This is a genomic window from Halobaculum sp. MBLA0147 (assembly GCF_041361345.1).
GTDB lineage: Archaea > Halobacteriota > Halobacteria > Halobacteriales > Haloferacaceae > JAHENP01.
In genome coordinates this window covers 109,358-124,053 of the sequence record NZ_JBGKAD010000002.1, presented here as the reverse complement: position 1 = coordinate 124,053, position 14,696 = coordinate 109,358, and the positions used below count along the sequence as shown (strand labels likewise).

Sequence of the window (14,696 nt, the reverse complement as noted above, 5' to 3'; positions counted from 1 at the left end):
CCCCCGCCCGAACGTGTTCGGCACAACCCACCCGGATGCAGAGGCAAAACGAGTGGGTATGGCGACGACCGACCTGCTCGGCCGACTGGACGCCCCGGACGGACGACCGACGACCGAGATCGACGTGCGACAGTCGCCGCCGCCGGAGCCGCTGTCTCGGACGCTGGGGCGGTTGGCGGACCTCGACGACGAGGCGACGGCCACCGAGGCCACGCCAGTGTTGCTCCAGCGCAACGACAGAGTCCCACAGCACCTGTTCCCGAAACTGGACGACCGCGGGTACGAGTACGACCACGCGGCGGTCGACGACCACGTCGTCACCGCCATCTGGCGGCCGTGAGCCGTAGCGGCTCGACCCAGCCGAGGGGACACAACTCGACCGACCGTGAGGGAACGCGAGACACCGAAAACACCGGCGCTGGAGGTGAACGGAGTGAGTTCGAACGGCGTGACACGAGACACGAGAGCGATCGAGGAGTCGGAGGCACCGGGGATCGAACGACGGCCCGACTCGCGAGAGCGACGACCCGAGGCCCCGAACGGAGCAACGACGGGGTCCAGCGCGAACGGCTCGACCGACGCCGACAGCGACGGAGCCGACGCCGCCGAGCGACACGCGCGTGCTCGGCGAACACTCGACAGACACGCGGCGACGGTCGAGCGCCGGACACTCCGGCGTGCGCTCCGTCGACTCGAGGACCAGGGTGGGCTCTCGCCCGCTCAGCGAACGGTGGTCGAACGGCTCGTCGAACGCCTCGGCGACGGCGTCCTCGCCGGCCCACGGGCCACGCTCGCCGTCGCCGATGGAGACGCGTCCCGAACTGGCGACAGGGACCCGTCCCGCGATGTCGACGGCGACGGCTCTCGCACGGACGGCGGCGACGAGAACGGGACCGGGTCCGCACCCGGACGAGCCGACACCGCAGCGGTCGTCGACCGTCTCTTCGGGTCACCGGCAACCGAGTCGGACGAGTGACCGGGGAGTGACGGCGGTGTCGGCGGCGGAGCGTCCCGCCGCGGTTACTCGCCGCCGCTACCCGCTGCCACTCGCCAGCCAGTCGAGTTGGTCGGTCAACTCGCCGCGCCGCTGGCGCCGGATCACCGTCGCGTCGAGCACGTCCCCGAGGAGGGTCACGCCGAGTTCGAACTCCGTCTCCACGTCGATCCGCGTCCCGTCCTCGGTCCCGGTGACCTCGTAGCGTGTCACCATCTCCTCGAACAGTCCCTCGACCTGCTCGTAGGCCAAGTCCGCGTCCGACGACGGCCGGAGCCGGAAGGTCATCTCGACTCGGGCGAGTCCGACGCGGTTCTCGACGTGAACGGTGTCCCCGTCTCGCTCGACGGTGTCGAACCCCGCCGCCTCCGTGAGACGGACTACGTCCTGTAGATCCTCTCGCACTGCCGCGGACGACCGCTTCGTGTCGCGACTACAGACGACTCGTTCCACCGGGATCACCTCCTCCGAGTGAGCCGTCCCTCTCGACACACTCGACGCTGTCGTCGACCTCACAACGACTCTCTCCGCCAGTCGACTCGTGTGATCCGCCGTCCGTCACGGCCTCCTCGTCGGACGCTCCGGGGACGTACGGACACAGCGGGTCCGGTCCGAGGGGGTTCCCCGAGTGTGCGAACGCCCGCGAGCGACTGCCGCCACAGACGCGCCGGAAGGCACACTCACCGCACTTCCCCTCCAGCGCCTCCGGATCGCGCAGGCGCTGGAACAGCTCCGAGTCGCGGTACAACTCGACGACGGACGCCTCGCGGACGTTCCCGACGGACTCCGGCAGGAACCCGGAGGGACACACCTCGCCGGTGTGCGAGACGAACGCGAACCCGTCACCGGCCAGCGCCGAGGGACGGGTCGCCGGCGGCCCCCGCGTCGGGTCGATCTCGTCGGGATCGACACCGTCGCGTTGCAGCCCGACCCGCCGGAGCATCGGCGCCTCGGTGGTCTTGACCGCGAAGTCGGCGTCCGCGCGCACCTCGTGGAGCCAGTCGAGCACGCGGTCGGCCCGCTCGGCCGACACCGGCTCCAGTGTCCGGCCGCGACCGACCGGGACGAGAAAGAACACGGCCCACCGCGTGGCGCCGAGATCCGCGGCCAACTCGCGGACGGCGGGCAACTCGTCGACGGTCCGAGCACAGACCGTGGTGTTGATCTGGAGGTCCAAGCCGAGATCGTCGGCCCACCGCGCCGCACGGAGCGTGTCCGCGAAGACACCCTGTTCGCCGCGGTAGCCGTCGTGGATCGCCGGGTCGCCGGCGTCGAGACTCACGGCGAGGCGACCGAGCCCGGCGTCCGCGAGCGCCGCGAGTCGCTCTCGGGTGAGTGCGGTCGTGCCGCTCGGGGTGAGTGCCATCCGGAGTCCCAACTCGTCGCCGTAGCGGACGAGTTCCGTCAGATCCGGTCGCTTCAGCGGGTCGCCGCCGGAGAAGACGACGATCTGGCCCTCGCCGAACTCGCGTGCCTGTTCGAGCAGTCGCTTCCCCTCGGTCGTGGTCAACTCGTCCGGGTGTCGTGCCGGCGTCGCCTCCGCACGACAGTGGTCACACGCCAACTCGCAGGCGCGCGAGACTTCCCACACGAGGACGATCGGTCGTCGGCTGGTGTCGAACATACGTCGGCGTCGAACGGTGTGGTGTGTCGGTCGCTGGCCTCGACGGCTGTGTCCCTCGCGTGGGTCAGTCTCGGGTTACTCCACGATAACGACCCCCTTCATTCCCATCGGCTCGTGAGGCCGACAGAGGTACTTCACCGTCCCCGCCGAGTCGAACGTCTGCTCGAAGGTGTGACCCTCCTCGGCGGTGAGCTCGCTCTCGAAGCCACCTCCCTTCTGAACCACGTTGTGACTCGCCCCCTTCCCCGTCCACTCGAAGGTGACGGTCGTCCCCGTCGACACACGGACGGCGGCGGGCCCGAACCCGTACGCGCCGGCTCCGTTCTGGACGCCGACTTCGACCGTGACGGCGTCACTACCGGTCTCGTCGACGACGCCGTCGTAGTTGTCGACGTCGGAGAGCCAGCCGTCGAACGAGGCGCTGGCGCCCCCACTCGACCCGCTCCCGGCACCCGACTCGCCGCCACCGCCGGACCCGCTCGACTCGCTCGCCATCGCGGACGGCGTCGACTCGCCACCCGACTCACCCGAGTCGGCGGGTGTGTCGGTCCCGTCGGAGCCACCGGAACAGCCAGCCAGTCCGACTGCGACCGCGGCGGCACCGGCCCGTACGATCTCGCGTCGACTGACGGTCGTCTGCGACATGGACGGCCGTTCCCTCCTCGTACTCAATCCCCCCTCGCCGACTCCCGCGGCGTGGGACCGAGACCGAACACGTTCCGGTGTTCCCGCGACCCGAACGTGGGACCGAGGTCGAACACGATCCGGTGTTCCCGTGACCCGAACGTGGGACCGAGGTCGAACGCGGCCCGGCGTTCTCACGCCGTGGGAACGGGCCGAACACGTTCGAGACCGGGCCACGGGACGGGAACGCGGTCGCCGATACAAGGGGACGCGAGCGGAACGCCCAGCCGTGATGCAGGTGACACGTCGTACCCTCGCGAGACTCCTCGTGGTCGCGTTCGTCGTCAACCTGATCGTGATGGGCGCCGGCGCGTTCGTCGCGTACCAGGAGGCTCCCCCGATCCCCAAGGAGACGGTGGGGCCGGACGGCGAGCAGATCACGACCCGGACGGCGGTTCAGGAGGGCAAGGCGGTGTTCCAGCGTGACGGGCTGATGAACCACGGGTCGATCCTCGGCAACGGGGCGTACTTCGGTCCGGACTACACGGCCAACACGCTGGAACTGAAGGTACAGTACATGCGGACCTACTACGCCGAGGAGCGCTACGGTGAGCCCTACGACGCGCTCCCCGGCCCCGAACAGTCCGCGGTCGACAGCGTCGTCGAGTCGGACCTCTCCGACGGCACACCGGCGGACGGTACGGTGGACTACTCCGCAGCCGAGGTGTACGCCCACGAGCAGGTCCGCGAGGAGTACGTCGAGCGGTACCACGAGGGCGCCGCCGAGCGCGGCGTCCCGGTGGACATGATCGACTCCGAGACGGAGGCGCGGCAGTTCGCCGACTTCGCGCTGTGGACCGCGTGGATCTCACACACCGACCGGCCGAACGGCGACCACAGCTACACGAACGAGTGGCCCTACCAGCCCACTGCCGGCAACGAGCCCCCGGTCTCCTCGATGACCTGGAGCGTGATCGCGATGGTGTTGCTCGTCGCCGGCGCCGGGATCGGCGTCTGGCTCTACAAGTCGATCGAACTCCCCGAGCCGGACACGACGGGGGTGAGTGTCCCGTACCCGGACGAGTTGGACCTGCTGCCGAGTCAGCGTGCCGCGGTGTTGTTCGTGCCCGTCGCGGCGTTGCTGTTCACCGCACAGGTGTTCCTCGGCGGCCTCCTCGCGCACTACTACGTCGAACGCGGAGCGTTCTTCGGGATCGAGGAGGTGTTCGGCGTCGGTATCCTCCAGGTGCTCCCGTTCGCGATGGCGAAGACGTACCACATCGACCTCGGCATCCTCTGGATCGCCACACTGTGGCTGGGTGCCGGGCTGTTCCTCCCACCACTGTTGACGGGCTACGAGCCGCCGAACCAGGCGCGGTACGTGAGGGGGCTGTTGGGCGCACTCGTCGTCGTCGTGGTCGGTGGGTTCACCGGCATCTGGCTCGGTGCACACGGCTACCTCGACGGGCCGCTGTGGTGGATCCTCGGCAACGAGGGTCTGGAGTACCTCGAGGTCGGCAAACTGTGGCAGGTCGGTCTCCTCGCCGGCTTCCTCGGGTGGGCGGTGCTCGCGGCACGGGGCCTGCGACCGCTGCTCGCCGAGGAGCCACGCTACGGGCTCTCGCACATGATCCTCTACGCGGGCGGTTCCATCGCGCTGTTGTTCACCGCCGGGTTCTTTTTCACCCCCCAGACGAACATCGCCGTCACGGAGTTCTGGCGGTGGTGGGTCGTCCACATGTGGGTGGAGGGCGCCTTCGAGTTCTTCATCGTCAGCGTCGTCGGCCTCACACTGGTGTCGATGAACCTCCTGCGGCGTCGTGCCGCGGAGAAGGCGGTGATGTTGGAGGCGCTGCTCGTGATGGGCACGGGCGTGATCGGCGTCTCGCACCACTACTGGTGGATCGGGATGCCCGACGTGTGGATCCCCATCGGGAGCGCGTTCTCGACGCTGGAGTTGATCCCGCTGGTCGTGATCCTCTTCGAGGCGATCAACGAGTACCGGGCGATGGCGACGGCCGGCGACTCGTTCCCGTACACGCTGCCGTTCATGTTCATCGTCGCCTCCGGCCTGTGGAACTTCGTCGGCGCGGGCGTGCTCGGCTTCTTCATCAACCTCCCGTTGGTGAACTACTACGAGCACGGCACCTACCTGACGGTGGGCCACGCCCACGCGGCGATGTTCGGCGCGTTCGGCTTCCTCGCGCTCGGGATGGCCGTCTACGCGCTGCGGTTCACGACCCGGAACTGGAGCGAGCGGTGGCTCCGCCGGTCCTTCTGGACGCTCAACGCCGGGTTGGTGCTGATGGTGTTCGTCTCCGTGCTCCCGGTGGGGTTCCTCCAGTTGGAGACTGCCTTCACGCAGGGGTACGACGCCGCTCGCTCGCTGGCGTTCTACGAGGGCAGTCTCGTGCAGGCGCTGTTCTGGGCGCGGCTGCCGGGTGACACGCTGATCATCCTCGGGACGCTGCTGTTCGCGGGCGACGTGGTCGCGAAACTGTTCCGTCGCCGCGCGGCCGACGACCCGGACGACACGGTCACCGGTGCCGCGGGGACCCGCGACGCCATCGCCGACGACTGAGTGCTCGGGCAACGGTCCGTCGACTCCTCCCCTCGCGTGGCTCTCTCCCCGCCGTGCTACGCGTCGACGAGCGCGCGTGCCGCCTCCCGCCCGACGAACTCGACGACGAGCAGCGCCGTGACGGCGGCGACGACGACCGCCGCGTCGCGCGGCGAGGTGAGCAAGCCGAGTGAGACGATCAGCGTCGTCGCGCAGGCCGGCGCGTGACGTCGCTCGGTCGCGAGCATCCCCAGCGTCGTCCCGGCGACGGACAGCGTCCCGGCGAGTGCGAGCGTGCCGCGGCCGACGGCGTCCACACCGCGGAACGTCGCGAGCGAGGGTGTCTCGACGCCGGTCTCCACCACTCCGGCCGCGACGACCCCGTGGAAGGCGACGAGGCCGGCCGCGAGGCCGATGACGTGTGCCCAGAACACGTCGCCGCGGTCCGGCACTCCCTCCTCACCCGTCGCCAGCGCGTACGCCGTCGGGCCGAGACTCGGGAAGACGAACGGCTCGCCCGTGCTCCACGCCACGACCCCCACGACGACGAGGAGGAACCCGGCAGTCGCGGCACTCTCGACGGTGCTGGTGCTCCCGGGGCTCGCGTCTGCCGTCCCTACGGACTCCGGATCACTGGTGTCGCCGGCCACGCTGGGGTCGACCGGCGGTGGAGGGAAGTATCTCTCCGTTCGGGAGAACGACGCGTCGACGCTCTCACTCCCCGTCCGCCTCGACGACGAGACTCGGATCGTCGCTCGCGATCACCCACATCTGGTCGGTGATGTCCTCGACGCCGTCTACGAGGCGGTCGAACAGGAGTGCGAACTCGCGGTAGCGGTGCGGATCCGGCACCGTCTCGTCGCCGAACGCACTCGCGAGCGTGTCGTTGCGGTGGCCGTCGCAGGCGCTCTCGATCTCCCGGATCGTCGTCACCTCGTCGCCGAGCGAGCCGGACGCCTCCGGCGCACTCAACAGGTCCACGAACTCCGTGACGACCGTCTCCAGTGCCGCCACGGCGCGCGTCGCGTCTGCGGCCATCTCGACGAGCCCATCGAACGCCGCGGTTTCGGGGTCCAACGGGACGACGAGGAGCTCCTCGGCGATCCGCTCCGCGAGGTTGACGACCGCGTCGACCTCCTGGTAGAGGTCGAGCAACGACGGCGTGTTGACGTGGACCCGCGAACTCAACAGGCCCATCTCGCGAGCGTCGGTGTTCGCCAAGTGGGCACTGATCGCGCGCAGCGTCTCGTCACAGTCGCTCTCCAGCCGCTGGATCTCGTGGGCGACCGCCTCGTAGTCCTCCTCGGCCGCGTACGCCGACAGGAGATCGGGCAACAGGTCGACACACGCGGCCGCGTCCTCGAGGTACGCCTCGGTCCGGGTGAGCAGGGTGTCTCGGAAGTCTCCGTCCGTGGTCATCGACTCGAACTTCGCGCCGGCGTCACCTATAGGTTCGTGCGCCGGGCCGTGGACCCGTCCGACTCACGCTCCGTCCGGCGCGACGATCTCGACGGGGTGACACGCCGGCCGGTCGAGCAACGAGTCCAGTTGGTCGACACACGAGGTCCCACTCGCGACGACGCGGCGCTCACGCGTCTCGGGGGCGTCGAACTGCTCCGCGAGACGCTCCCCGACGTCGACGCTCAGCTCGTAGAACTCCGACTTGTAGCCGAACGACCCCGCCATCCCACAACACTCCACGTCGGAGGTGACGACGTCGTACCCCAGCGTCTCCAACACCGCGACCGTGTACTCCGCCACCCCGAGCGTCCGCTGTTGACAGTGCGCGTGGTACGCCAACGCTGGCGTCTCCGCCGACGCGGCCCCGCGCAACCCGCCCAGATCGGCGCCGTGCGACGACAGCCCGTAGAGGTACTCGAACACCTCGTAACTCGCCGTCGCGAGCGGCTCCGGGTCGGACAGCAGCCGGTCGTACTCGCCGCGGAACGCAGCCAACGCGGACGGTTCGACGACCACCACGTCGCGGTCTGCGGCGAGGTGCGTCTCCAGCGCGTCCCGCACCGCCTCCGCCTTCGCCTTCGCCGTCTCGATCAGTCCCTGCGAGAGCGGCGCGCGACCGCTCCCGCCGACCGACGGGACGCGGACGTGGACGCCGAGTGCCTCCAGGGCGCGGACCGTCGCCTTCCCGCGTGCCACGTCGACGTAGTTCGTGTACACGTCCGGGTACACCACCACGTCGCGCCGTGCCGCCCGCGGCGCGACTCGCGACCCGCCGCGCCGCCGGAACCACTCGACGAACGACTCGCGTCGGAACGTCGGCAACTCGCGGTCGCGCGAGACGCCGAGCCAGCGGTCCATCGCCCACCGGACGGGGCGTCGTTCGGCGAGCCAGTTCGACACCGGCGCGGTCGCACTCGCGAGGCGGGCGGTCGTCTCGACGGTCCCGAAGAAGCGTTTCCGGAGACTCGGCCCGTGTGACTCCGCGTCCGGGGACAGGCCGTCCACGAGCCAGTCGAACGATCCGGCGTCCTCTCGGCGCTCGATCCGGTCTCTGACGACGGTGTTGATCCACGGAATGTCGATCCCGACCGGGCAGGCGTCGACACACCGCGAACAGCCGGTACAGAGGTCCTCGAACGTCGCCGCCGTGTCGTACCCCTCGACGCCGGCCTCCCACCCGGTCGCGATCCCGCCGGAGTACGTCTCGCCGCCGAACTCGTGGCCGCCGACCGCCTGGAAGTTCGCACAACTGTTCGAACAGGCCGAACACCGGATACAGTACAGCGTCTCGCGGAGGTCGTCGTCCTCCCGCATCGCCATCCGGCCGTTGTCGAGCAACACGAGGTGGAACTCGCGGTCGGACTCCCCCTCCGTCAGCGGCCGGTCCGGCGCGTCTGGGTCGAGCGACGGGTACGACACCGGCGGTGTGAGCAGTGTGAGGTACGAGGTGAGATCCTGCCCCGTCCCCGAGCGGCCGATCAACTCGACGAACGGCTGGAGGTCCTCGACGGACGGGAGCAGTTTCTCGACGCCCGCGATCGCGATCTGCGTGTCCGTCGCGGCGACGGTCTTCCTGGCGTTGCCCTCGCTGGTGACGAGCGCGAGCGAGCCCGAGTCCGCCGTGACGAAGTTCGCGCCGGTCATCCCCACGTCCGCCCGCTCGATCCGCTCGCCGAGGCGCTCCCGAGCGAACCGCGTCAACTCGGCTGCCGTCTCCGGTGGGTCGTCCAACTCGAACTGCTCGGCGAACAACTCGGCGATGGCGTCGCGGGACTTGTGGATCGCCGGGGCGACGATGTGCGAGGGACTCTCGTCGGCCAACTGCAGTACCCACTCGCCGAGGTCCGTCTCGATCACCTCGCGGCCGTCCGCCTCGACGGCGGCGTTGACCTCGATCTCCTCGCTCGTCATCGACTTCGACTTCACGACGGTCTCGGCGTCAACGTCGTCCAACACGTCTCGGACGTACCGGTTCGCGTCGGCGGCGTCGTCCGCGAGGTACACCGTCCCGCCGTTCGCCGCGACACGCTCTCGGAGTCGCTCGATCAGCTCCGGGAGACGCTCGATGGCGTCCTCCTCGATCTCGCGTGCGGCCCGGCTGTAGCTGTCCGCCTCCGGCAGGTCGGCGAGCGACTCGTAGCGCCCGCGGTTGAACCCGCGGGTGTTCTCGCCGACGGCCTCCCCTTCCGTCTCGAGCAGGTGGCGGATCCGCGCGGCCCGCTCCTCGCGGGTCAACTCCGACCGGTCTGGCCCCGGCGTGTCCGTACTCATCCGTCTCCCTCCCGCAACAAGACGACGTGGACCGCCTCCGGCCCGTGCGCTCCCTGCACCAGCGCCCCCATGTCGGCGGTCGCACTCGGACCCGTCGCGACGACGGCAGACGCCTCCTCGGCGCGCAACAGTGGCCCCAACTCGGCCAGCGCGCTCGCCACGTCCGGGCGGAGGTCGCGCTCCGCCAGCACCACCACGTGGTGGTCGACGAACAGACTCGCGGCTTCGGTCAGGTCGTCCGTGTCCGTCCGGAGGACGACGCTCCCGTACGGGACGATCCCCAACGTCGCGTCCGTGATCCCCGTGTGTGCGTCACGGAGCGTCTCTAGCGTCGGCTCCGTCTCGACGGGTATCGGAAGCGTCTCGGGGGACACGCACTCGTGGTCCGAGGGTGCCGCGACGACCGGTGGGTCGGCGGCGGCCGCGAGTACGTCCCCCACCTCCTCGGGCGTCGTCTCGCTCCACTCGACACCGAGTGCGTCGAGCTCCGCGGTGAACGTCTCTACGTGGGTCGTCGACACGTCACACCGTTCTCGCGGTTCGAACTTGGGTGTTTCCCAGGTTCGACTGCGTACGGCTCACCAGTGGGTCGGGAGTCACCTGTCGCCCCGAGCGTCCCCGAGGACCGGTGCTACTCGATCTGCGACAGGCGCCGGTCCAAGTCCTCGTGGAACCACTCGGTCAGTTCCGCGACGGACTCCGTGCGCCACTCGGCGAACCGCTCGACGTAGCCCGCGGTCCCGAGTTGGATCACTGCCTCGTACACCGGCCCACGCGCGCCGAGACCGTCGGGGAGCGAGCCGGCCACGTCCCGGTAGCCCGCGTGGAACGCCTCGACGAGGTTTGTGGGCGGGGACTCGCGGAGACTCGCCAGCGCCTGGACGCGAGCTCGCGCCACGTCGCGTGCGGGGTCGCCGACCTCGGCGTTGCCCCAGTCGAGCAGCGTGAGTCGGTCGTCGCCGGTGTCGAAACAGTTCGGCGTGGCGGGGTCACAGTGGAGCAGTCGGGCCGGACCGTCGGTGAGACGGTCCCGTTCGGACTCGATCGCGTCGAGCAGCCGCTCGTACGCCGCGTCGAAGCGGTCCGTCTCGGCGTGCCGTCGGTTCTCGCGCACGTCGGCGGCCACCACGTCCGGCCACGGCGCGTGGTCGACGGCGAGCCCGTCCGCGTCGCCGTCCGTGATCGTCCCCGGCCGCTCGAACCGTTCCTCGTGGGTGGTCGCCAGCGTGCGCCCGAGTCGTCGCGCGAGCGTCTCCCGGCGCTCGGTGGTCGTCTCCTCCGCGTGCCACTCCGCCGAGACGGCGTCGCCCGCCACCGGCGCGGTGAGGAGTCCGGGCACTGGGTCCCTCGTCGTGGCGACGACCCGCGGGACGGACACTGGCGTGTTCGCGGCGACGTAGCGGAGCGTCCCCGCCTCGGCTCGCAGTTCGGTGGCCGTCTCGGCGTCGGGCGTCACCTTGCAGTACACCGGCTCCCGGTGGTCGAAGGTGACCCGTGCGACCCGCGTCGTTCGGTTCCACGACGGCCCGGCGTCCGCGACGCTGGCGACCGACGCGTCGGGGAGTGCCCGCCGGACGACCCGCTCGAAGAGCGTCTGCCCACCGTCGGCCCCGCTCGCTCCTCTCTCGTCGTCGTCTCGGCTCACGAGGTGACCCTGCGGTGTCGTCCGCATAGCCGTTGTGGCACCACGAGAGTACCTCACACGCTCCGCCCCTCGGTGGACCGGTGTCGAGTTGGGTGTGGTCAGTCTCTACACCCGTAGACGGGTCGCGCGACGGACAGACTGTTGTGGGCGGAGTCCGACGGGTCGACGAGTACCCGTGACCGCTCACACGCCCTCTTCCGATGGCACCGACGGCTCTCCGGACCCCGGCGTCGGCGAGTGCTCCGACGACCACAGCGGAGGTGCGGACGCCCTCCTCGACCCCCACACGGAGACCACCGGAGCGACCCGCCGACCCGCCACTACCCCTCGGCGGTCGTCCACGACCACACGCCGAGCAGCCCTCGCGGCGGGAGCAGTGCTGGTGACCGGCGGCTGTGTCGGACTCGGTGGGTCGGCACGCGGCGTCGCCGACATCACCCTGTACAACCCGACACGGAGCCCACGCGAGGTCGGCGTCACGGTCACCGGGACCGAGGAGACATTGGTCGACGCCAGTCTCACCGTCCCGCCGCGAGCGACCGTCAGACTCCACAACCGCGTGGTGATGGACCAGCGCGTGTCGCTCGCCGTCCGTACCGGCGACACGGAGACGACACGCGAGTGGCGCGTCGACGGGACGCTGGCGGCGACACTGGGGACGGAGGTGGCCTTCGAGACGGAGTCGGAGCGCGCCACCCCACGTGGGACTCGACCCGACGGTCGTCTCGACGTGGGCGTCGCAGCGGGTGGCGCCGACAGGACTGCGACAGTCCGGCTCGACCGCGGCGAGGAGTCGGTCTTCGAGACGCGACGGACCTTCCCGGCAGACACCAGAGTCGTCTACCACGACCGCGTCGCGGCGACGGGAACGCTCGCGGTGACCGCGACCACCCGGACGGAAGAGGTCTCGGAACGTGTCGACGCCTCCGGGACGACGCAGGTGATCGTCCACCTCGACGGCGGGTTCGTCTCGACGGTCGACTCGACCGAGGCGGGGTGAGGTTTAGGCCGCGCGAAACTTTGTTAGGTCTACCAAATCCCCTAATTATATACCGTGACGGGCACTAGGTGGTCGTGTATGAGCGCAGAAGGTCTGAAGCGACAGACGCGCAGCTTCCTGAACGCAGAGGTCCCGCAGATCCAAGACCACGGTGGCAACTTCGAGGTCCGCGACGTCGACGAGGGGTCGGGGACGGTGACGGTCGCCATCGGCGGCGCCTGTTCCGGCTGTGGCATCGCCCCGATGACGATGAAGGCGATCAAGGAGCGACTGCCGGCGGAGGTCGACGACCTCTCCGACGTGGAGGTCGTCCGGACGAGTGGCCAGCGCGCGGCCGTGATGCCGGAGAAGACGGACGAGATGGAGGAGATGGACGAGTACGAGAACTACTCGCCGCCGTTCTGACGGCGTCACTCTCCATCTCGTCGACTGAGCGCGAGCAGAACAGTTTTGTGAGTCGTCTCGGCAGTCACAGAGACGCGTGACCCAGACACCCCTCGACGCGTTCCCGCCGGAGTTGTCGACACCGGACCGACGGCTCCGGCCGGGACCCGTCTACGCGAGTCTGCACGACGAGGGCCCGGTCCGCTACGACGAGACGCGCGAGTGTTGGGACGTGGTCGGCCACGCGGCCGTCGAACGGGTGGCGGCGGACCCGGAGCGGTTCTCCTCGCGACCGGCCACGGACCCCGCGAACGACCCTCTCGACGGATCGACACTTCTCGGCGAGTCCCTGCTCCACGTCGACCCGCCGCGCCACGAGCGACTCCGGTCGGTCGTCGACGAGTGGTTCCGGCCCTCCGAACTCGACCCTCTCCGCTCGTTCGTGACGACGCGAGCAGACGAGTTGCTCGACACGGCACTGACGGAGGGTGACAGCCTCGGGAGCGACGCCGCCGACGCGGGCGGTCACGGCGAGGCGCGGTTCGATCTGGTGTCGGCGTTCGCCTACCCGCTCACGGTCGCGACACTCGCCGAACTGCTCGGCGTCCCCACCTCGGAGCGCGAGGCCTTCTCCGAGTGGACGAGGTTCACCGCGACCGCACCTCACGAGCCGTCCGACCCGGGAGCGCTGCGGTCGCGACTGCAGACGTACCTCGGCGAGTTGGTCGACGGCGAGCGCGACGCCGAGGACAGCGACGTGTTGCGCGTGATCCGAGCGGCGACGGACCGCTCGACGACCGAACGGCGGAGTCTAGCGACCGTGATTCTGTTGGGCGGGCTCTCGACGACCCACCTGATCGACAACGCGATCTGGTCGCTGGCAGAGGCGGACGCACTGGCTCGGGTCCGGGGAGACGACGACGCGGTCCAGGCGGCGGTCGAGGAGACACTCCGGCACCGCTCGCCGGTGCGCGCGGCCGCCCGGTACGCGACGACCGAGACGGAGCTGGCGGGCCACACCGTCGCGGCCGGCGACCACCTCTGTCTCTGGTTCGGCGCCGCGAACCGCGACCCGAGTGTGTTCGCGGCGCCCGCGGAGTTCGACCTCGACCGGAACCCGAGTCGGCACGTCGCCTTCGGCCACGGGCTCCACTACTGTCTCGGCGCGGCGCTCGCACGCCTCGTCGCCCGTGTCGCGCTCACCCGGCTGCTCGCTCGCTGTGAACCGCTCACGGTTCACACCGACGAGCTGGAACCGACGGGGAGTATGCTCGTGTACGGCCCCTCGATACTCCCGGTCACAGTCGGGCGGTCGACCTGATTCCGAAGAGGCGACACCCGGACCGAGAAGACCGTCCACCGCGCGCCGAGTCGACCCACGAGCGGGCTGATCGTCCCCACTGCCAGAAAACTGATGTTCGTCGCCTCGGCAGTACTTCGCATGCTCGACTCCGACTTCGAAGTGTGCACAGACTGTGGGAACCTCCACATGGAAGACGGGGCCGGGCCGCGACACGTCGACGAGTGTGTCGTCTGTGGTGGCCACGTCACGGACGTGGAACTCGACGACCTCGTCGGGCTCTGAACGACGAGTAGTCGTCTCACGCGAGTCCGGCGACGAAGGGTGCGAGGCGCTCGTGGTCGAAGACGGCGGCACGCTCGTTGAGCGTCGCGACGACCGTCTCGACCGGTCCCGGATCCATCGCCAGGAGGTCGTCGTGGTCGACACCGCCGGCCAGCAGGAGGACCCCCGACTCGGTGACGATTTCGACGTGCAGGAACCGGACCCCGTCGGCGTCGGCGACGGCGACAGTCGACCGCTCGGTCGTCCCGGGGTCGGCCACCGTGGTGACTCGCTCGGCGGTCTCGCTCCCGACCGTGAACTGTACCGCTCGACGGTCCGGAGCGACGGCAGTGTGGTCGGCGAGTGCCCGGACCACTGTCCGCCCATCTGCACGCAGTGTCGCTGCCCTGTCTGCCGTCTCTGCTCTGAGTGACTGCCAGACGTTCGTGAGTGGTGTCGTCATCGGTGGTTCGGTGTCGTCGTATTCTGTCGGTCGATCGGATGTCGGTGCGTATTGTGTCTCGTCGATCGGTCAGCTGTCGGTACCACGTCGTGTCGTCCGTCGGTGT

16 protein-coding genes are annotated in these 14,696 nt (G+C 69.7%); 7 read left to right on the top strand and 9 right to left on the bottom strand.

All coding sequences use genetic code 11. The features are described 5' to 3' along the window. Positions 1-58: 58 nt before the first annotated feature. Together RYH80_RS15125 and RYH80_RS15120 are read left to right on the top strand one after the other, a co-directional pair. Positions 59-340 (top strand): DUF2249 domain-containing protein, encoded by a 282-nt coding sequence (locus tag RYH80_RS15125; RefSeq protein WP_370904854.1) that lies wholly within the window; start codon positions 59-61, stop codon positions 338-340. A gap of 108 nt (positions 341-448) precedes the next feature. Further along, a complete protein-coding gene (locus tag RYH80_RS15120; RefSeq protein WP_370904853.1) occupies positions 449-976 on the top strand; it encodes a hypothetical protein in 528 nt (175 codons plus the stop codon). 57 nt (positions 977-1,033) lie between these two features. Here RYH80_RS15120 and RYH80_RS15115 read toward each other — a convergent pair whose 3' ends face one another. The 3 genes from RYH80_RS15115 to RYH80_RS15105 all read right to left on the bottom strand — a co-directional run bounded on the left by RYH80_RS15115 (position 1,034) and on the right by RYH80_RS15105 (position 3,263). Next, positions 1,034-1,447 carry an SRPBCC family protein gene (locus RYH80_RS15115; protein ID WP_370904852.1) on the bottom strand — a complete coding sequence of 138 codons (414 nt, stop codon included), beginning with the start codon at positions 1,445-1,447 and terminating at the stop codon, positions 1,034-1,036. Continuing rightward, complete coding sequence (locus tag RYH80_RS15110) at positions 1,428-2,618, bottom strand: TIGR04053 family radical SAM/SPASM domain-containing protein (protein ID WP_370904851.1); 1,191 nt, start codon at positions 2,616-2,618, stop codon at positions 1,428-1,430. Before RYH80_RS15110 ends, RYH80_RS15115 begins: the two co-directional genes overlap by 20 nt. Positions 2,619-2,693: 75 nt before the next feature. Beyond that, complete coding sequence (locus RYH80_RS15105; RefSeq protein ID WP_370904850.1) at positions 2,694-3,263, bottom strand: halocyanin domain-containing protein; 570 nt, start codon at positions 3,261-3,263, stop codon at positions 2,694-2,696. A 271-nt stretch (positions 3,264-3,534) separates the two neighbouring features. On the opposite strand from RYH80_RS15105, the gene RYH80_RS15100 reads away from it, so the two are divergent. Beyond that, a complete protein-coding gene (locus RYH80_RS15100) occupies positions 3,535-5,823 on the top strand; it encodes a nitric-oxide reductase large subunit (RefSeq protein ID WP_370904849.1) in 2,289 nt (762 codons plus the stop codon). Positions 5,824-5,879: 56 nt separating this feature from the next. Here RYH80_RS15100 and RYH80_RS15095 read toward each other — a convergent pair whose 3' ends face one another. From RYH80_RS15095 to RYH80_RS15075, 5 genes are all read right to left on the bottom strand, one after another. Next, positions 5,880-6,452, bottom strand: a complete 573-nt coding sequence (locus RYH80_RS15095; protein ID WP_370904848.1) for an HPP family protein — start codon at positions 6,450-6,452, stop codon at positions 5,880-5,882. A 64-nt stretch (positions 6,453-6,516) separates the two neighbouring features. After that, a complete protein-coding gene (locus RYH80_RS15090; protein WP_370904847.1) occupies positions 6,517-7,221 on the bottom strand; it encodes a DUF47 family protein in 705 nt (234 codons plus the stop codon). 63 nt (positions 7,222-7,284) lie between these two features. Beyond that, the gene (locus tag RYH80_RS15085) at positions 7,285-9,534 is read right to left on the bottom strand and encodes an LUD domain-containing protein (protein WP_370904846.1); all 2,250 of its coding nucleotides are present in this window, start codon (positions 9,532-9,534) and stop codon (positions 7,285-7,287) included. Then, on the bottom strand, positions 9,531-10,055 hold the full coding sequence (locus RYH80_RS15080) for an LUD domain-containing protein (protein ID WP_370904845.1): 525 nt from the start codon (positions 10,053-10,055) through the stop codon (positions 9,531-9,533). The genes RYH80_RS15085 and RYH80_RS15080 overlap by 4 nt, the downstream gene beginning before the upstream one ends. Before the next feature lie 110 nt (positions 10,056-10,165). Then, positions 10,166-11,179, bottom strand: a complete 1,014-nt coding sequence (locus RYH80_RS15075; RefSeq protein ID WP_370904844.1) for a phosphotransferase family protein — start codon at positions 11,177-11,179, stop codon at positions 10,166-10,168. A 382-nt stretch (positions 11,180-11,561) separates the two neighbouring features. On the opposite strand from RYH80_RS15075, the gene RYH80_RS15070 reads away from it, so the two are divergent. The 4 genes from RYH80_RS15070 to RYH80_RS15055 all read left to right on the top strand — a co-directional run bounded on the left by RYH80_RS15070 (position 11,562) and on the right by RYH80_RS15055 (position 14,148). Beyond that, on the top strand, positions 11,562-12,179 hold the full coding sequence (locus RYH80_RS15070; RefSeq protein WP_370904843.1) for a hypothetical protein: 618 nt from the start codon (positions 11,562-11,564) through the stop codon (positions 12,177-12,179). Between the two features lie 78 nt (positions 12,180-12,257). Further along, entirely contained in the window at positions 12,258-12,584 is a 327-nt protein-coding gene (locus tag RYH80_RS15065) for a NifU family protein (RefSeq protein WP_370904842.1), read from the top strand. Between the two features lie 76 nt (positions 12,585-12,660). Beyond that, complete coding sequence (locus RYH80_RS15060; protein WP_370904841.1) at positions 12,661-13,884, top strand: cytochrome P450; 1,224 nt, start codon at positions 12,661-12,663, stop codon at positions 13,882-13,884. Positions 13,885-14,004: 120 nt separating this feature from the next. After that, complete coding sequence (locus tag RYH80_RS15055; protein WP_370904840.1) at positions 14,005-14,148, top strand: hypothetical protein; 144 nt, start codon at positions 14,005-14,007, stop codon at positions 14,146-14,148. Between the two features lie 16 nt (positions 14,149-14,164). Here the strand turns inward: RYH80_RS15055 and RYH80_RS15050 are convergent, their stop codons facing one another. After that, positions 14,165-14,590, bottom strand: coding sequence for a hypothetical protein (locus RYH80_RS15050; protein WP_370904839.1), 426 nt, complete (start codon positions 14,588-14,590; stop codon positions 14,165-14,167). Positions 14,591-14,696 lie beyond the last annotated feature (106 nt).